This window comes from Hydrogenophaga sp. (genome assembly GCF_025699295.1).
Taxonomy (GTDB): domain Bacteria; phylum Pseudomonadota; class Gammaproteobacteria; order Burkholderiales; family Burkholderiaceae_C; genus Hydrogenophaga.
The window spans coordinates 232,440-248,743 of record NZ_JAILWB010000005.1; the positions used below are offsets into that span (position 1 = coordinate 232,440).

Genomic DNA, 16,304 nt, shown 5'->3' on the forward strand with positions numbered 1-16,304 from the left:
GATGGAGCGCGTGTTCGATGTCGCCATCGTCGGCTACGGCCCGGCGGGTGTGGTGGCCGCCGGTCTGCTCGGCCAGGCGGGCCTGAGCGTGTACGTGTGCGAGCGCCTGACCGAGGTCTACCAGATACCGCGCGCGATCTCGCTGGACCACGAGATCATGCGCGTGTTCCAGCAGCTCGGCGTGGCCGACGCGGTCGCGCCCTTCTGCGAGCCGTTCACACCATCGGAGTACTTCGGTGTCGATGGCCAGCTGATCCGGCGCATGACCATGGTGGCGCCGCCCTACCCGCAGGGCCACACGCCGTCCATGGTGTTCACCCAGCCCGCCGTGGAGCGCGCGCTGCGCGAACGCGTGGCGCAGATGCCCAACGTGGTGGTGGAACTGGGTGTGGAGATGACGCACATCGCGCAGGACGCGTCGGGCGTGGCGCTCGACGTGCGCACCGGCAGCGGGCAACACACGGTGCGCGCGGCCTGGGCGATTGCCTGCGACGGTGGTGCCAGTACGGTGCGCACCCAGCTGGAGATGCCGCTGGAGGACCTGGACTTCGACGAACCCTGGCTGGTGGTGGACGTGCTGGTCAACGAGCAGGGCCTGGCGAAGCTGCCCAAGGTGAGCGTGCAGTACTGCGAACCCGAACGCCCCTGCACGCTGGTGATCGGCCCGAAGAACCACCGCCGCTGGGAGATCTCGCTCAAGCCCGGCGAAGACCCGAAGGCGGCCGCCACGCCCGAGGCCACCTGGCGCCTGCTCTCGCGCTGGCTCACGCCCGAGGACGGCGAACTCTGGCGCCAGGCCAGCTACCGCTTCCACGCACTGGTGGCGCGCGACTGGCGCCTGGGCCGCGTGTTCCTGGCCGGCGACGCGGCCCACATGCAACCGCCCTTCCTCGGACAGGGCATGTGCCAGGGCATCCGCGACGCGACCAACCTGTCGTGGAAGCTCGCGGCCGTGCTGCGCGGTGACGTCACGGGCGCGCGCGCCGAGGCGCTGCTCGACAGCTACGGCACCGAACGCAAGGCCCATGTGCGCGAACTCACCAGCCGCATCAAACACGTGGGTGCCGTCATCTGCGAACGCGACCCGGCAAAAGCGCGCGAGCGCGACGCCCGGATGCTCGCCGATTGCGGCGGCGTGGTGAAGGACACGCCGCGCCAGGACATCCTGCCCGCGCTGGAGCAGGGGCTGCTGGCGCCGCAGACCCATGCCGCGCGCGGCAGCCTGTTCCCGCAACCCTGGCTGCTCAACGGCCCGCAGCGCCAGCGCATGGACGCCATCGCCGGCAACGGCTGGCGCCTGGTGCTCGCCCCCGGCCAGGCCACGCCGGCCGGCGCGGCGGCCCTGCCCTGGCTGCGCGCGGTGGCACTGGGCACGCCCGCTGCACGCGAGACCGACGGCGTGGCCGAAGCCTGGTTCCAGCGCCACCAGTGCGTGGCAGCGCTGGTGCGGCCGGACAACTACGTGTATGGCGTGGCGGGCACGACCGACGAGGCCGAGGCGCTGGTGGCGGAACTGGCCATGCAACTGGGCGTGATGGAGGCCTGCGCGACGTGACGGCGCCCGACCGCCGAGCGAGCGAGCGGCTGGCCCGATCGTCCGCTACCAGGGGAGGGTGAACGTCTTGCCGTTGCAAAACGACTTCATGGCCTCCTGCACACCTTCCTTGTAGCCCAGGCCAGAGTCCTTGATGCCGCCGAAGGGCGTGAGTTCGATGCGGTAGCCAGGCACTTCCCACAGGTTCACGGTGCCCACCTTCAACTCGTGCGCGAAACGGGTGGCGTAGTCCATGCGGTTGGTGCAGATGCCGGACGACAGGCCGTAGGCCGTTCCGTTGGAGATGGCGATGGCTTCGTCTATGTCCTTGAACGTGACGATCGGGGACACGGGGCCGAAAGTCTCCTCGCGCACAAGCGTCATCCCGGGTTGCACGCGGTCGAGCACGGTGGGTGAGTAGAGTGCGCCGTCACGCTGGTTGCCGGTAAGCACGCGGGCGCCCTGGCCCACCGCTTCGTTCACCAGCTCTTCAAAACGCGCGGCGGCCTGGGCGTCGATCACGGTACCCATGTCCATGCTGGCGTCCATCGGGTTGCCGTGTTTCCAGAGACGGGTTTTCTCCACCACGAGCTCGGTGAAGTCGGCGGCCACGGCTTCGTGCACCAGCATGCGTTTCACGGCCGTGCAACGCTGACCGGAGTTCTTGTAGGAACCCTGCACCGCCAGGTCAGAGGCTTTGTCCAGGTCGGCGTCCTCCATCACGATCAGTGGGTCGTTGCCGCCGAGCTCGAGCACGATGCGGCGGTAGCCCGCCTTGGCCGCGATGTACTTGCCAATGGGCACACCGCCGGTGAAGGTGATCAGGTCCACGTTTTCGTTGGTCAGCATTTCATCGGCAATCTCGCGCGGGTCGCCCGTGATCACCTGGAACATCTCGGGCGGCAAGCCGGCCTCGTACAGGATGTCGGCCAGGAAGCAGGCCGAAAGGGGCACCTTCTCCGACGGCTTGAGCACCATGCGGTTGTTGGTAGCGATGCTTGGAACCACCTTGTGCGCCACCTGGTTCATGGGGTGGTTGAACGGAGTGATGGCGGTGATCACACCCTGCAACGGTTCGCGCATGGTGATGACCTTGCGCTTTTTTCCGTGCGGCGTGAGGTCACAGGAAAACACCTGCCCGTCGTCGCGCAGCGCCTCATTGGCGCCAAACACCAGCACATCGGCCACGCGGCCGATCTCGTACATCGAATCCTTCTTGCACAGGCCCGATTCGAGCGTGATGAGCGTGGACGCTTCTTCGGCGCGCGCGCGCAGCAACACGGATGCCTTCTGCAGGATGCTGGAACGCTCGTAGCGCGTGAGCGTGGCCTGGTAGTCGTGGCCGATGCGGTAGGCGCGGCGCACGTCATCCAGCGTGGCCAGCGGCACTGTGCCCACGCGCTCGCGGGTGTAGGGGTTGATCACGTCGAGATTTCGGTCTCGGGCGATGCGCTCGCCGCCGATGCGCAGCGCTTCGGCGCGAAAGTGTTCGCTGTCGCGCAGGGGGGTGCGTGCGTTCATGCCAGGATCTCCTCGACGGCAGTGCCAATGAAGTTCTTGCCGCGTGCGCCGCCCTGGGCGTGCAGCACCATCTGTTCGGCCTCCTCGTCGCTCACGCCGTAGTCGGCAAATCGCGTCTTCACGCCCAGGCTTTCGATGAAGCGCTCCAGGCGCGCGGGCGCATCGGCCAGCGGCAGGCCCAGGGCCTGGGTGAGCACGGCGTCGCGATCAGCGCGGTGGCCGATGGCGCGTTCCAGCACCATGGGCAGCGAGAACGAACATGCAATGCCGTGCGGAATGCCGTAGCGCAGCGTCATTTCATAGGAGATGGAATGCGCCAGCGCGGTCTTGGTGTTGGAGAAGGCCATGCCGGCCTTGAGCGCGGCCAGCGCCATGCGTCCGCGCAGTTCCACGCTGCCCAGCTCGCGCATCAGGCGCGGCAACACGTCCAGGATGTCCTGCACAGCCGAGATGGCGAGTGTGTCCGACATCGGGTTGGCGTTGACGTTCCAGATCGATTCGAGCGCGTGCGAGAGGGCGTCCAGCCCGCTTTGCAACGTCACCGAAGCGGGCAACGAGAGCATGAGCTCCGGGTCGATCAGCGCCACGCTGGGCCAGGTCTGCGGCAGATGCAGCGAATACTTCTTCTGCCGCTCCCGGTCCCAGATGGTGGCCCAGGGCGTCACCTCGCTACCGGTGCCGGCGGTGGTGGGCACGGCAATCAGCGTCTTCGTGGCGTGCGGCGTAAAGGGCGCGCCGGTGGCCAGCAGTTCGACCAGTTCGTTGAAGCGGCCGCTGGCCGTGCCGACCATCAGTGCCTTGGCGGTGTCGATGGCACTGCCGCCGCCCACGGCCACGATGACTTCCGCATCGGCGTGGTCGCGCCAGAACGTTTCGTAGGTGTGCGCGAGTTCGGCCACGTCGGGGTTGGGCAGCACCTGGTCGATCACGCAGGCCAGTTGCGCACCCAGCACACTCTCAAGGCGCGCCAGCAGGCCCAGTTGTCGCGCCTCGGGAAAGGTCACCAGCGCGGCTTTTCGGCCGGCCAGCAGTGTCGGCAGGGACAACAGGGCTCCTGGCCCGTACACGCTGTGCACGGGGTTGAAATAGTTTGCGGTCATGGAAGGCCTCTAGGCGGTCGTGGTCACCACGGCGTGGTTGAGCGCCAGGTCGAAGATGTCGAAGTTGCGCAACCGGCGCCCCGGAATCAGACCCTGCAGCTGGCGGTTGAACAGCAGCGGCACCTTCTGCTCGGACAGGCCGCCGTGCGAGCGCAATGGCACGGTGAGGCCGCTCAGATCGTGCTCCGAAGCACGCGTTCCCAGCACCGTGAGGTGGTCGGAGATCACCACAAGATCACCAATGCGGTCGGGGGGCAGCTCGAAGCGCTCGGCCGCCTCCCCCCGTGTGAGCACGGCTTCGATGCCGTCGTGGGTCATGAGTGCGCGGGCCACCGCGCGGGCGTTCGCGCCCTTGGCCAGGTACACCGTGGCAAACGAGCCCAGCGCGCCGTGGTGCACCACGTAGGGGTCTGTGATGGGCAGGATCACGCGGCTGCCGTCGCCGCCTGCGGTAGCGTCCATCACCTCCTGCAGGTACACCACGCGGGGCTGGCCGGCAGCGTCGGTCTTGGGGCTCATGCCATGGTCGGCGGTGAGCGCAATCACCGCGCCCAGCGCATCGAGCTGCGCCAGGTAGCCGTCCATCATGGCGTAGAAGTCGTTGGCACCCTGCGTACCGGGCGCGCACTTGTGCTGCACGTAATCGGTGGTGGAGAGGTACATCAGATCCGGTCGATGCGTTTCCAGCAGCTTCACCCCGGCCGCAAACACAAACTCGCTCAGATCCGCGCTGTAGACCGAGGGCACGGGTTTGCCCACGAGTTCGAGCACTTGGTCAATGCCGCTGTCGGCAACCGTCGCCTTGTCGGCCTTCTCGGCCGAGAAACAGATGCCGCCTTCGAGCTGGTGGCCCAGCAGGGTGCGCAGCTTGTCCTTGGCGGTGACCACCGCCACGCGGGCCCCTGCCCGGGAGAACGCCGCCAGCAGCGTTTCGGCGCGCAGGTAGGCCGGGTCGTTCATCATCACTTCCTTGCCGATAGCCGTGTCGAGGAAGTAGTTGCCACAGATGCCATGCACCGAAGGCGGCGCACCGGTCACGATGGACAGGTTGTTCGGGTTGGTGAAGCTGGGCACCACGCAGTCGCCCACCAGCGACGTGCCTCTGGCCAGCATCTTCTGCATGAAGGGCGCCACGCCGGCCTGGATGGCCTGGGTGATGTAATCGGGCTCGCAGCCATCGACGCACACCACCACCACCGGCTGGGTGGGCTTGCTGTACTCGCGGTCGTTGACCTTGAGCTTGAAATTGTCCGGTGCCATATCAACGAGCTCCTTGTTGGATCCAGGCGCGCAGCTTGCTGGAGACGTAGTCGGCGGTCATGACCATGGCCACGATCACCAGAATGCAGGTGGCCGTGTCCTGGTACTGGAACAGCTTCATGCTGCCCACCAGTTCAAAGCCAATACCGCCCGCTCCCACCATGCCGAGCACGGTGGCCTGGCGCAGGTTGGTCTCGAAGCGGTAGAGGATGACGGCGATCCACGCGGTGACCACCTGCGGCAGCACGCCGAAGATGATGATCTGGATCGGCCCGGCGCCGGTGGAGCGCAGCGCCTCGATGGGGCCCTGGTCGATGTCTTCAATGGACTCGGCGAAGAACTTGCCCAGCATGCCGGCACCGTGCAGCGCGAGAGCGAGCACACCGGGGAACGGACCCAGCCCCACCGCCGCCACGAAGATCAACGCAAGGATGATCTCGTTGATGCCGCGCATGATGTTGAGCACCTGCCGCATGAAGTGGAACACCGCGATGTTGGGCGATATGTTGCGCGCGGCCAGGAAACACATGGGCACAGCCAGCACGATGGCCAGCAGCGTGCCCCAGATGGCAATCTGCACGGTTTCGATGGCGGGCTTCACCAGCTTGCCCGCGAACTCCCAGTTTGGCGGGAACATGCGCGAGAGGAAGTCGCCTATCCAGGGCGCGCCTTTGGCGAGTTCGTTGAAGCTGACCTGGCTGCCGAGAGCGGCCCACCAGACCACGCCGAATAGCGCTACGGCGCTGGCGGCGTATTTCCACCAGCCATCGTTGCCGCCGCTCTTGCCCACGAGAAGGTTGTAGCGTCCGATGCCGATCATGATTGCTCCAGAGCGAGTTGAGGGGCGGCATGTGCCGTGACGGGCGACGACGCGGGAGCAGCGAAGGCCGCTGGCGCTTCGGGCGTGGCCGGCACGGGCGCATCGAGTCCGCCGGGGTAGATGCGTTGCAGCACCTCGTCGGTCAGTTCGTCAGGCCGGCCTTCGAAGACCACACGGCCCGCCGCCACGCCGATGATCCTTTGGCCGAATTCGACGGCGTAGTCCACCTGGTGCAGGTTGCAGATCACGGTGATGCCGGAATCGCGGCTGGCCTGCTGCAGGTAACGCAGCACCTTGCGCGAGGTCTTGGGGTCCAGGCTGGCCACGGGCTCGTCGGCCAGGATCACCTTCGGGTGCTGGGCCAGCGCGCGGGCAATGCCCACGCGCTGCTTCTGCCCGCCCGAGAGGGTGTCGGTGCGCACGTCGGCCTTGTGCTCCAGCTCCACGCGGCGCAGGCATTCGTGCGCGGCCTCGATGTCGGCGCGCGGAAAAAGCTGGAACCACGAGAGCAGCGCAGGCATGGAGCCCAGCCGACCGGTGAGCACGTTCTTCAGTACCGAGAGGCGCGGCACCACGTTGTAATGCTGGAAGATCATGGCCACGTCGCGGCGCACCTTCCGCAAGCCTGAGCGGTCACCGCGCGAGAGTTCGCCATCCAGCCTGATCTCGCCGGCCGAGGGTTCGGCCAGGTGGTTGATGCAGCGCAGCAGCGTGGACTTGCCCGCACCCGACGCACCGAGGATGACGACGAACTCCCCCTTGGCCACAGTCAGGCTCACGTCGTGCAGTGCGACGAAGTCGCCGTAGCGCTTGGTCAGGTTGCGGATCTCGATCATTTCATCTTCCTCAGATCGAGATTGAGCAACTTGGCCGTGTCGCGGATCACGTTGTACGCGGCGTCGTTGGTGGGATGGAAGCCATTGAGCAGTCCTTGGTCCGACCAGGGAATGTCCTTCACCTGCAGGAACGCAGCCTGCACGCGCTTCTTGAGGTCGGCCGGCAGGTCGGTGCGCCACACCGTGGGCGACTCCGGGATGGGGTCGGACTTCCACACCTCGACCAGGTCCTCGCGCTTGGCCAGGCCCTTGTTGATGGCGGCGTCCAGGATGCGGTCGGCAATGGCGGCTGCATCGATCTTCTTGTTCTGCACGGCGATCGCGCTGGAGTCGTGCGAGCCGGAGAAGATGACGCGACCGAAGTCCTTGTCGGCGTCGAAGCCGGCTTTCATCAGACCCGCCTTGGGGAACAGATGGCCCGAGGTGGAGCTGGGGTCGACGAAGGCGAAATTCCTGCCCTTGAGGTCGGCCACCGTCTTGATGCCGCTGTCCTTGTGGGCAATGATCTGGCTGTGATAGAACGTGCGCCCGGCCTTCTTGGTCTCGGCCACCGCGAAGGCCTCGATGGGAGCGATGGTGGCGCCCAGCACATACGAGAACGGACCAAGGTAGGCCACGTCCAGGCGCTTGGAGCGAAGGGCCTCGATGACGCCGTTGTAGTCGGCCGCCACGAACGGCTTCACAGGCATGCCCAGCGCGCTGGAGAGCATGTCCATCATCTTCTGGCTGTTGGCGATCATGGCGCGGGAGTCCTCCGACGGGATCAGCCCGACGGTGAGTACCTGCTGGGATCGTGCGGGAAAAGACAGCGTGCCGGCCACGGCCGCGGCGGACCCTATCAGCACTTTTCTGCGGTTCATCATGAGCTTGTCTCCGGTGTGTTGTGAGGACATGAAATTTCTCCATCCTTGACAGGGCGGATTGCCCGGCTTGGGGTTTTTCAGCCGGTCATGACACGCCTGTGACAACGATGAATTTCCACGAGCGTTCGGTGGTTCTATCGACTCCTGCACCGCTCTGGACGCAGTAAACCACCGCGGACATAATTCACCAAATTCAAAGATTTTCAGACTTCCATTCTTTTTTTCTATGCGACTCACACAGCTCAGATCGTTCTACGCGGTGGCGCGCATGGGCAGTTTCACCAAGGCTGCCGAGCATCTGCACGTGAGCCAGCCCACCATCACCACGCAGGTGCGCTTCCTTGAAGAGAGCTACAAGGTCGAACTGTTTCACCGCAGTGGCCGGCGCGTGCAGCTCACGCTGCTGGGCGAGCAGTTGATGCAGCTGGCACAGCAGATATTCAGTCTGGAGGCGGATGCGGTGAGCCTGCTGCGCGATGCGGGCGAGCTGCGCACCGGCCACCTTCGGGTGGCGGCCGTCGGGCCCTACCACGTGACGCAGATGCTGGCCGACTTCAGCCTGCGGTACCCAGAGATCAAGGTCAGTGTGAGCACCGGCAATTCGCAGGACGTGCTCGACAGGCTGCTGGACTACAGGGCCGATGTGGGCGTACTCGCGCAGCTGGTAAAGGACGACCGTTTCATGTCGGTTCCCTTCAACCGCCACCCGGTGGGAATCTTCACATCCTCATCGCACCGTTTCGCGCGGCGGCGCAGCATCCGCCTGGCCGAGCTGCAGGGTGAGCGCATGATCCTGAGGGAGCAAGGATCCACCACGCGCAAGGCACTGGAACTGGCGCTGCAGAAGGCGGGTGTGGCACCCGAGGTGGTGATGGAGATCAGCAGCCGTGAGGTGATTCGCGAGGCCGTTTCGCAGGGCATCGGCATCGCTGCGGTGTCGTCGGTGGAATTCGTGCCAGGCCCCGGCCTGCATCTGGTGAGTGTCAGCGACGCTGACATCTTCACTTATGCGCATGTGGTGTGTCTGGCCGAACGGCGCACCATGCGCATGGTCAAGGCGTTCTTCGACACGGTGTCGCCACCCGAGACGACCCCATTGCGATCGCCACGCAAGATGGCATCAAGGCGTCAGGCGCAATGACATCGTTGGATGCCTTGCTCCGCTGCCGCCCGACCGCAGAAGAACATCGCTCCTGCGCCGCCGTCTGCCGGGACATGCGGATTCAGTCCACGCAGCGCGGGCCGCCCTACAATCGCCGCCACGCCTGCCCCCGGCGTGGCGCCACACCGATCGAACAACCACCACCCCGACGAGCAAGCCCATGTCCGCAGGCGACTGGAAGGATCTGTACCAGGCGGCCCTGACGGGCGATCTGCCGCTGGTGCGGCACCACCTCGGCGAGGGCGTGAACCCCAACTACCAGCATCCCGAGGTCCTGTGCACGCCGCTGGTGGCGAGCCTGATCCACGGGCATGACGAGGTTGCGCGGTGCCTGCTGGACCACGGCGCCGACCCGAACCTGCTGTCGGACTTCGACGACCTCACCCCCTTGCAGGCCGCGCGCCGGCATGGCCGCGAGGCGCTCGCGCAACTGCTCGTCGAGCGGGGCGCCCGGGACGTTCGACGGCCGTTCTGGTGGCGCTGGCTTCCCATTTGAAGGCGTGATTGATGAACGCCTGCGCGGGCGTGATGGCTTGCACTTGAACGCCACCTGGGCGACGATGCGGCGCTGAGTGGCGCTCGTTGCGCCCAAGGAGCTGCAGCGTGAACGTGTCCTCCACCTTTTTTGCCACGGATGGCGACGGATACGAACTCAACATGGGTCGCTGGAGCAAGCTGCTGGCGCATCCCTTCCTGGATTTTGTCGGCGGCACGGCCCATGAACGCGTCCTCGATGTCGGCTGCGGCACGGGGCACCTGGCGGCGGCGGTCGCGGCACGCACAGAGCCGCTTGCCGTGTGTGGCATCGACCTCTCGCCTGCCTACATCGCCCACGCACAGGCCCACACATCCGACCCCCGGCTGGAATTTCAGGTCGCAGACGCGTGCGCACTGCCCTACCCCGACAACAGCTTCGACCGTGTGCTGTCACTGCTGGTGCTGCACTTCGTCCCGCGGGCGCTCGATGCCATCGCCGAAATGAAACGGGTGGCGAAGCCGGGTGCGGTGGTCGCCGCAGCCGTGTGGGACGCGCGCGGCGGCTTCGTCGCCAACCGCCTGTTCTTCGACACCGCGGCAGCCCTGGACCCGAAGGCCTCTGAACGGCGCGCGAAGAACTATTCCCGGCCCATGACACGCCCGGGCGAACTGGCGGCAGCGTGGCGCAGCGCCGGCTTCGCGGAGGTGACTGAAGCGCAGATCGGCATCCGGATGGACTATCCATCGTTCGCCGACTACTGGGCGCCTTACCTCGGCAAGGACGGCCCGGGCGCCGAGTACGTGGGCACGCTGACGGCAGCCGAACGCCTGCGCCTTGAGGCGGCGGTGAGGGCGGCGTACCTGGACGGCGAGGCCGATGGACCCCGCTCCTACGCGGCGCTGGCCTGGGCCGTCAAAGGCACCAAGCCGGTTTCCTAGCCGCCCGGAATATCTGCTTCAGCAGGTCAGAGCTTCGAAAAATCCGGCTTCCGGCGTTCCATGAAGGCGCCGAAGGCCTCCTTCGCCGCCGGCTCGCCGAGCATGCGGCCGAAGCTCGCACCCTCCTCGGCCATCACGGCCAGCACCTGCTGCGTCTGGTTCTTCTTCATGAGGCGCTTGGTCTCGACCAGTGCGCTCATTGGCTTGGCGGCAAGCTTGCGCGCGACCGTCTGCGCGTAGCCCGCGGCCTCCATCGGCGGCAGCACGCGGTTGACCAGGCCGACTTCGAGCGCGGCCTCGGCCATGAAGGGTTCGCCCAGCAACAGTGCCTCGGCGGCGCGGTGGTGGCCCAGCATCTGTGGCACCAGCAGGCTGGACGCGGCCTCGGGGCACAGGCCGAGGTTGACGAAGGGCATGGAGAAGGCGGCGTTGTCACCCGCGTAGACCAGGTCGCAGTGGAACAACATCGTGGTGCCCACACCCACCGCCGGGCCGCACACGGCGGCGATCAGCGGCTTGGGGAATTGCGCGATGCCGCGCAGGAAACGAAACACCGGCGAGTCGGCGCCGGCGGGCGGGTTGTTCAGGAAGTCGGCGATGTCGTTGCCGGCGCTGAAGATGGTTTCGTTGCCCTGGATGACGACGCAGCGCACGGCGGCATCGTCCTGCGCGGCCTGCAGGCCGTCGGCCAGCGCGCCATACATGGCGGCGGTGATGGAGTTCTTCTTGTCCGGGCGGTTGAACGTGAGGGTGCAGACGCCGGCTTCGGTGTGGACGAGGATGTCGCTCATGGGGGTGTCTCGGGTGGTGCGGAAAAGGAAGCCGCAAATTACCACGAACGGGCGTGCTTTTCTGGGTGGCACGCCCGGTGGCTGACGGGTGCGTGACAGCGTGTTTCAGCGCATGCCTGCACGCGCACCCACCCCTACACTTGCCGCCATGCTGTTCCGACCCTTTTCCTTGTTCGTCACGGGCCTGGCCGCGCTGCTGGTGTGCACATCGGTCCGGGCCCAGCCCCAGAACCCGCCGCCGGCAGCGAGCACGGCCCTGCCCGCTGAGCGGCCCCGCGTGGGCCTGGTGCTCTCGGGTGGTGGCGCGCGCGGCTTCGCGCACGTGGGCGTGCTCAAGGCGCTGGAGGCGGCGAAGGTGCCGGTGGACCTGATCGTGGGCACGTCCATGGGCGCGATCATTGGCGGGCTGTACGCCAGCGGCATGACGGCGGACGACCTGGAGCGCGAGATCCTGGCGGTGGACTGGGGCGGCCTGTTCGACCGCCGCGAGCCGCGCCAGATGCTCTCGCAGCGCCGCAAGGAAGAGGACTTCGAACTCTCGCCGGTGCTGATGCTGGGTTTCCGCAAGGGCGAATTCGTGCTGCCCACGGGCGCGGTGTCCACCCGCTCGCTGGAGATGCTGCTGCGGCGCTACACCCTGTCCACGCGCCACCTGGCCACCTTCGACGGCCTGCCCACGCCGTTTCGCGCCGTCGCCACCGACATGGAAACCGGCCAGGCGGTGGTGCTCGACCACGGCGACCTGGCGGCCGCGCTGCGCGCGAGCATGTCGGTGCCGGCGGTGTTCTCACCGCTGGAGGTGGACGGGCGCGTGCTGGGCGACGGCGGGCTGGTGAACAACCTGCCGGTGGACGTGGCGCGCCGCATGGGCGCGGACGTGGTGATCGCCGTCAACATCGGCACGCCGCTGGCGGGGCGCGAGACGCTGGGCAGCGTGGTGGGCATCACCACGCAGATGGTCAACATCCTGACCGAGCAGAACGTGCAGGCCAGCATCGCCACGCTGACGCGGGACGACCTGCTGCTCGCGCCGCCGCTGGGCCAGCTCACCTCGGCCGATTTCGGCCGGGCCCCCGAGCTGGTGAAGCTCGGCCACGACTACGCAAAGACGGTGGGCGAAGCACTGGCGCGCTTCGCGGTGGACGCGCCGCGCTACCAGCGCTGGGTGGCCGCGCGCGAGGCCCAGGCGCTGGCCAATGCCGGGCGCATCGGCACGGTGGCGACGGTGACCTTCGAAGGCGTGAACGAACAACGCGCCGATCGCCTGGCGACCACGCTGTCCACCACACCCGGCCAGCGGCTGGACGTACCCAGGCTGGAGGACGACCTGCAGCGGCTCGCGGCCCTGGGCGACTTCGAGCGCGTGGACTACAGCCTGGTGCGGCGCGACGACGGCGCCGAGGACCTCACCGTGCACCTGCGCGAGAACACCTGGGGTCCGAACTACCTGCGCGTGGGGCTGGACCTGCGCACCGACTTCCAGGGCCAGGGCGCGTTCAACCTGCGCATCAGCCACAACCGGCACTGGCTCAACGACAGCGGCGCCGAGTGGCGCAACCGCGTGCAACTGGGCGAGACGGTGGGCCTCTACTCCGAGATCTACCAGCCACTGACCTTGCGCAGCGACCGCTTCGCTGCGGCCTACGTGGACGCCAGCCTGCGCAAGGTGGAGCTGTTCGGCACCGAAGGCGAGGCTCTGGCGCTGGTGCAGCGGCAGAGCCTGCGCGTGGGCGCGGACATCGGCTGGCCCATGGGCCTGCTCGGCAATGTGGGCGACATGCGCGTGGGCCTGGTGGCCGCGCAGCGGCGCGTGAGGCCGGAGCTGCTCGCGGCCAGCATCCCGGCCAGCGCCACCACCTCGCTGAAGTGGCGCGAGGTGGGCTTGCGCGGCGCGGTGATCGCCGACCAGCTGGACTATGCGAACTTTCCCTCCCACGGCTACCGCGCGCAGGGCGAGGTGGTGTTCGGCCGGCGCAGTTTTGACGGCGCACCGAGCAGCAGCTTCTCCAGCTTCGAGGGCACGGCGACCGCCGTGAAGTCATGGGGCCCGCACACCTTCAACATCGGCGCGCGCCTGGCAAAGACGAGCCAGATTCCCCTGGGCGCGATCGACGAGTATTCGCTCGGCGGTTTCCAGCAGCTCTCGGGCTACCGCGTGGGCCAGGTGGCGGGCAACTACCTGGTGTTCGGGCGCATGACCTACTACCGCCGACTGCCCTGGAGCCCGGGCGTGGCGCGCGCGATGTTCGTGGGCGGCTCGCTGGAAGCAGGCAATGCATGGACCGAGCGCCGCGACATCTCGCTGGGCGACTTGCGCGCTGGCTCCAGCCTGTTCGTGGGCGCGGACACCGGCATCGGGCCGCTGTACCTGAGCATCGTGAGCGCGCCGCGTGGCTACACCGGGCTCTACCTGTTCCTGGGCAGGCCCTGACGCCGCCCAGGCACGGCGTCACTCCTTGTAATAGACGACCTGGTGGGTGGTGGCCAGCAGCGCGCCGGCCTCATTCCAGACCTGCGCGGTCTGGTCGAAGAAGCCGTTGCGAAACCCCTGAGCCTGAGCCTGACCGAGCAGCCAGCCGGTGCCGGTGCCGGTGCCCGCCAGCTGCACCGAGCCGGCGTGAAAGTACACCGTCATCGACACCGTGCCCGCAGGCACGCGCGTGGCGCGGCGCAGCCAGACGCGCGGGAAGAACACGTCGGCCATCGCTGTCAGGTTGCAGAAGTCGAGCATGCGCGCGGGTTCGTCGCGCACCCACAGGGTGCTGCGGCTGGCGTCGCCGCTGCCGTCCCACGCAGTGGGTATTGCACCTTCCGCGATGCGGATGTCGTAGCGCCTGACCCATTCCACCAGCGCCGCCATGTTGGGCCGGCCCACCGCCTCGGGCGAGAGCACGGCGGGCATGGGCGCATCGTCGGTGCCCCAGGTCTCGCGCCGCGCGGCGGTGACGGCGGTAGCGGTGAGCACGGTGGATTCGGTGCCATCGGGGCCGGGCTGGGTGATCTCCATCAGCCAGTGCTGCGTGGAACGGTTGGTGCGCACCGGCCGCGCGTGGACGGTGAAGGCACCGTCGGCCAGCGCGGCGGCGAAGTTCACCGTGAGCGCCACCGGCTCGCCCAGCAGCGCCGGGTGCTGCAACACGGCCTTGAGCACGGTGGCAGCCGTAACGCCGCCGAACGGACCGACCATGTTGCCGTAGGCGGGTGAGGTCGCGCCGCTGTAGGTCCCTTCACCCCGCGCAGAGAGGGCAATGGCCTGGTCGAACACGTGCATGGCGGTCAGACTCGCTCGAAGATGCCCGCGGCCCCCTGGCCCATGCCCACGCACATGGTGACCATGCCGTACTTCCTGTTGTGGCGCTTGAGCGCGTGCACCACGGTGGCCGCGCGGATGGCGCCGGTGGCGCCCAGCGGGTGGCCGAGTGCAATGGCGCCGCCCATGGGGTTGACCTTGGCCGGGTCCAGACCCAGGGTGTTGATGACGGCGAGCGACTGCGCGGCGAAGGCCTCGTTGAGTTCGAACCAGTCGATCTGGTCCTGCGTCAGGCCGGCCGCCTTCAGCGCGGCGGGAATCGCCTCGATCGGGCCGATGCCCATGAGGTGCGGCGGCACGCCGCGCGAAGCGTAGCTGACGAAACGCGCCAGCGGCGTGAGGTTGTAGCGCTTCAATGCGGCTTCACTCACCAGAATGAGCGCGCCCGCGCCGTCGCTGGTCTGCGAGCTGTTGCCCGCCGTGACCGAGCCGCGCGCGGCGAACACGGTGCGCAGTTTCGCCAGGCCTTCGATGGAGGTGTCGGGCCGCGCGCCCTCGTCCAGGCTCACGGTGCGGGTGGTGGTGCTGACCTCGGCGCTCTCCAGATCCACGCTGCGCTCGGTGACCTCCACCGGCGTGATCTCGTCGCTGAACTCGCCGTTCTTCATGGCCAGCACGGCGCGCTGGTGCGACTGCAGCGCGAACGCGTCCTGCGCCTCGCGCGAGACCTTCCACTTCTGCGCCACCTTCTCGGCCGTCAGGCCCATGCCGTAGGCGATGCCGTAGCTCTCCACGTCGTCGGTGTTGCTGAAGATGCTGGGCGACAGGCTGGGCGTGTTGCCCATCATCGGCACCATGCTCATGCTCTCGGTGCCGGCGGCGATCATCACGTCCGCCTCGCCCACGCGGATGCGGTCGGCCGCCATCTGCACCGCCGAGAGACCCGAGGCGCAGAAGCGGTTGACCGTGATGCCACCCACGCTGTTGGGCAGGCCGGCCAGGATGGCACCGATGCGCGCCACGTTCAGGCCCTGCTGCGCTTCGGGAATCGCGCAGCCGCAGATCACGTCTTCGACAGCCTTCGGGTCCAGGTCAGGCACTTGCGCCATGGCGGCGCGCAGGGCGTGCGCCAGCAGGTCGTCCGGGCGCAGGTGCTTGAACGAGCCCTTGTGCGAACGGCCGATGGGGGTGCGGGTGGCGGCGACGATGTAGGCGTCTTGGATTTGTTTGCTCATGGGTTCGCTCCTTCAGCGGTGTCTTGCTCCTTCCCCCTCTGGGGGAAGGCAGGGATGGGGGCAGCGCCCGCCAACATGTTGAGTTGATGAAGAATGGCGCTCAGCACGCCATCAAGGTTCTGGAACGGTGCGTTGGACGGGAAGCGCAGCACGACAAAGCCCCGCGCCTTGAAAAATGCATCCCGGACCAGGTCGTACGTTTGTTGATCCGCATGCTGCGAGCCATCAAGCTCGACGATGAGCTGCGGTTCGAGGCAAGCGAAGTCGGCGATGTAGTGGCCCAGTGGGTGTTGGCGGCGGAACTTGAAGCCCAGTTGCTCGCCCCGAAGCCCCGACCACAGCTTGCGCTCGGAGTCGGTCATGGCCCCGCGCAGGGCGCGGGCGTTGACTTGGGCATTGGGGGTGGCCTGGTTCTGCATGGTTGTTTGGCTGTGGGGAGAGCCCCCATCCCTACCTTCCCCCAGAGGGGGAAGGAGCAAGATATCTCGCTGGAGCACGTGTCTGACCCCTTCCCCC

The 16,304-nt window shown here is 67.3% G+C and carries 15 protein-coding genes; 5 read left to right on the forward strand and 10 right to left on the reverse strand.

Annotation, left to right across the window (positions count from 1 at the left end; translation table 11 throughout):
* Position 1 precedes the first annotated feature (1 nt).
* A complete protein-coding gene (locus tag K5880_RS07070; RefSeq protein WP_297650313.1) occupies positions 2-1,555 on the forward strand; it encodes a bifunctional 3-(3-hydroxy-phenyl)propionate/3-hydroxycinnamic acid hydroxylase in 1,554 nt (517 codons plus the stop codon).
* Between the two features lie 45 nt (positions 1,556-1,600).
* Here K5880_RS07070 and phnY read toward each other — a convergent pair whose 3' ends face one another.
* The 6 genes from phnY to phnD are packed head-to-tail and all read right to left on the reverse strand — an operon-like array spanning position 1,601 to position 7,964.
* Positions 1,601-3,055, reverse strand: coding sequence for a phosphonoacetaldehyde dehydrogenase (gene phnY / locus K5880_RS07075; protein ID WP_297650205.1), 1,455 nt, complete (start codon positions 3,053-3,055; stop codon positions 1,601-1,603).
* Positions 3,052-4,155, reverse strand: a complete 1,104-nt coding sequence (gene psrA, locus K5880_RS07080) for an iron-containing alcohol dehydrogenase PsrA (RefSeq protein WP_297650207.1) — start codon at positions 4,153-4,155, stop codon at positions 3,052-3,054. Before psrA ends, phnY begins: the two co-directional genes overlap by 4 nt.
* Positions 4,156-4,164: 9 nt before the next feature.
* Positions 4,165-5,415 (reverse strand): phosphonoacetate hydrolase, encoded by a 1,251-nt coding sequence (gene phnA / locus K5880_RS07085; protein WP_297650209.1) that lies wholly within the window; start codon positions 5,413-5,415, stop codon positions 4,165-4,167.
* Position 5,416: 1 nt separating this feature from the next.
* Positions 5,417-6,235 (reverse strand): phosphonate ABC transporter, permease protein PhnE, encoded by an 819-nt coding sequence (phnE, locus tag K5880_RS07090; protein ID WP_297650211.1) that lies wholly within the window; start codon positions 6,233-6,235, stop codon positions 5,417-5,419.
* Positions 6,232-7,071, reverse strand: coding sequence for a phosphonate ABC transporter ATP-binding protein (gene phnC / locus K5880_RS07095; RefSeq protein ID WP_297650213.1), 840 nt, complete (start codon positions 7,069-7,071; stop codon positions 6,232-6,234). The genes phnE and phnC overlap by 4 nt, the downstream gene beginning before the upstream one ends.
* Positions 7,068-7,964: a phosphonate ABC transporter substrate-binding protein gene (phnD, locus tag K5880_RS07100; protein ID WP_297650215.1), complete on the reverse strand. Its 897-nt coding sequence runs from the start codon at positions 7,962-7,964 to the stop codon at positions 7,068-7,070. Before phnD ends, phnC begins: the two co-directional genes overlap by 4 nt.
* Before the next feature lie 196 nt (positions 7,965-8,160).
* On the opposite strand from phnD, the gene K5880_RS07105 reads away from it, so the two are divergent.
* From K5880_RS07105 to K5880_RS07115, 3 genes are all read left to right on the forward strand, one after another.
* A complete protein-coding gene (locus tag K5880_RS07105) occupies positions 8,161-9,075 on the forward strand; it encodes a LysR substrate-binding domain-containing protein (protein ID WP_297650217.1) in 915 nt (304 codons plus the stop codon).
* Positions 9,076-9,256: 181 nt separating this feature from the next.
* Positions 9,257-9,592, forward strand: coding sequence for an ankyrin repeat domain-containing protein (locus K5880_RS07110; protein WP_297650219.1), 336 nt, complete (start codon positions 9,257-9,259; stop codon positions 9,590-9,592).
* Between the two features lie 107 nt (positions 9,593-9,699).
* Positions 9,700-10,512, forward strand: a complete 813-nt coding sequence (locus K5880_RS07115; RefSeq protein ID WP_297650221.1) for a class I SAM-dependent methyltransferase — start codon at positions 9,700-9,702, stop codon at positions 10,510-10,512.
* Between the two features lie 26 nt (positions 10,513-10,538).
* Here the strand turns inward: K5880_RS07115 and K5880_RS07120 are convergent, their stop codons facing one another.
* Positions 10,539-11,303 carry an enoyl-CoA hydratase gene (locus K5880_RS07120; RefSeq protein ID WP_297650223.1) on the reverse strand — a complete coding sequence of 255 codons (765 nt, stop codon included), beginning with the start codon at positions 11,301-11,303 and terminating at the stop codon, positions 10,539-10,541.
* 148 nt (positions 11,304-11,451) lie between these two features.
* Here K5880_RS07120 and K5880_RS07125 point away from each other — a divergent pair, with 148 nt between their 5' ends.
* A complete protein-coding gene (locus tag K5880_RS07125) occupies positions 11,452-13,734 on the forward strand; it encodes a patatin-like phospholipase family protein (RefSeq protein ID WP_297650225.1) in 2,283 nt (760 codons plus the stop codon).
* 18 nt (positions 13,735-13,752) lie between these two features.
* Here the strand turns inward: K5880_RS07125 and K5880_RS07130 are convergent, their stop codons facing one another.
* Genes K5880_RS07130 through K5880_RS07140 form a run of 3 tightly spaced genes read right to left on the reverse strand, consistent with a single transcriptional unit; the run spans position 13,753 to position 16,207 of the window.
* Positions 13,753-14,574: a thioesterase family protein gene (locus K5880_RS07130; protein WP_297650227.1), complete on the reverse strand. Its 822-nt coding sequence runs from the start codon at positions 14,572-14,574 to the stop codon at positions 13,753-13,755.
* Positions 14,575-14,579: 5 nt separating this feature from the next.
* Positions 14,580-15,788: an acetyl-CoA C-acyltransferase gene (locus K5880_RS07135; RefSeq protein ID WP_297650229.1), complete on the reverse strand. Its 1,209-nt coding sequence runs from the start codon at positions 15,786-15,788 to the stop codon at positions 14,580-14,582.
* Complete coding sequence (locus tag K5880_RS07140) at positions 15,785-16,207, reverse strand: endonuclease domain-containing protein (protein WP_297650230.1); 423 nt, start codon at positions 16,205-16,207, stop codon at positions 15,785-15,787. Before K5880_RS07140 ends, K5880_RS07135 begins: the two co-directional genes overlap by 4 nt.
* Between the last annotated feature and the right edge of the window lie 97 nt (positions 16,208-16,304).

Coding starts and splice junctions, on each gene's coding strand:
- phnE (WP_297650211.1), bottom strand. CDS start 6,235: ATGATCGGCATCGGACGCTACAACCTTCTCGTGGGCAAGAGCGGCGGC.
- psrA (WP_297650207.1), bottom strand. CDS start 4,155: ATGACCGCAAACTATTTCAACCCCGTGCACAGCGTGTACGGGCCAGGA.
- K5880_RS07105 (WP_297650217.1), top strand. CDS start 8,161: ATGCGACTCACACAGCTCAGATCGTTCTACGCGGTGGCGCGCATGGGC.
- K5880_RS07130 (WP_297650227.1), bottom strand. CDS start 14,574: ATGCACGTGTTCGACCAGGCCATTGCCCTCTCTGCGCGGGGTGAAGGG.
- phnC (WP_297650213.1), bottom strand. CDS start 7,071: ATGATCGAGATCCGCAACCTGACCAAGCGCTACGGCGACTTCGTCGCA.
- K5880_RS07140 (WP_297650230.1), bottom strand. CDS start 16,207: ATGCAGAACCAGGCCACCCCCAATGCCCAAGTCAACGCCCGCGCCCTG.
- K5880_RS07110 (WP_297650219.1), top strand. CDS start 9,257: ATGTCCGCAGGCGACTGGAAGGATCTGTACCAGGCGGCCCTGACGGGC.
- K5880_RS07120 (WP_297650223.1), bottom strand. CDS start 11,303: ATGAGCGACATCCTCGTCCACACCGAAGCCGGCGTCTGCACCCTCACG.
- K5880_RS07135 (WP_297650229.1), bottom strand. CDS start 15,788: ATGAGCAAACAAATCCAAGACGCCTACATCGTCGCCGCCACCCGCACC.
- K5880_RS07125 (WP_297650225.1), top strand. CDS start 11,452: ATGCTGTTCCGACCCTTTTCCTTGTTCGTCACGGGCCTGGCCGCGCTG.
- phnY (WP_297650205.1), bottom strand. CDS start 3,055: ATGAACGCACGCACCCCCCTGCGCGACAGCGAACACTTTCGCGCCGAA.
- phnD (WP_297650215.1), bottom strand. CDS start 7,964: ATGTCCTCACAACACACCGGAGACAAGCTCATGATGAACCGCAGAAAA.
- phnA (WP_297650209.1), bottom strand. CDS start 5,415: ATGGCACCGGACAATTTCAAGCTCAAGGTCAACGACCGCGAGTACAGC.
- K5880_RS07070 (WP_297650313.1), top strand. CDS start 2: ATGGAGCGCGTGTTCGATGTCGCCATCGTCGGCTACGGCCCGGCGGGT.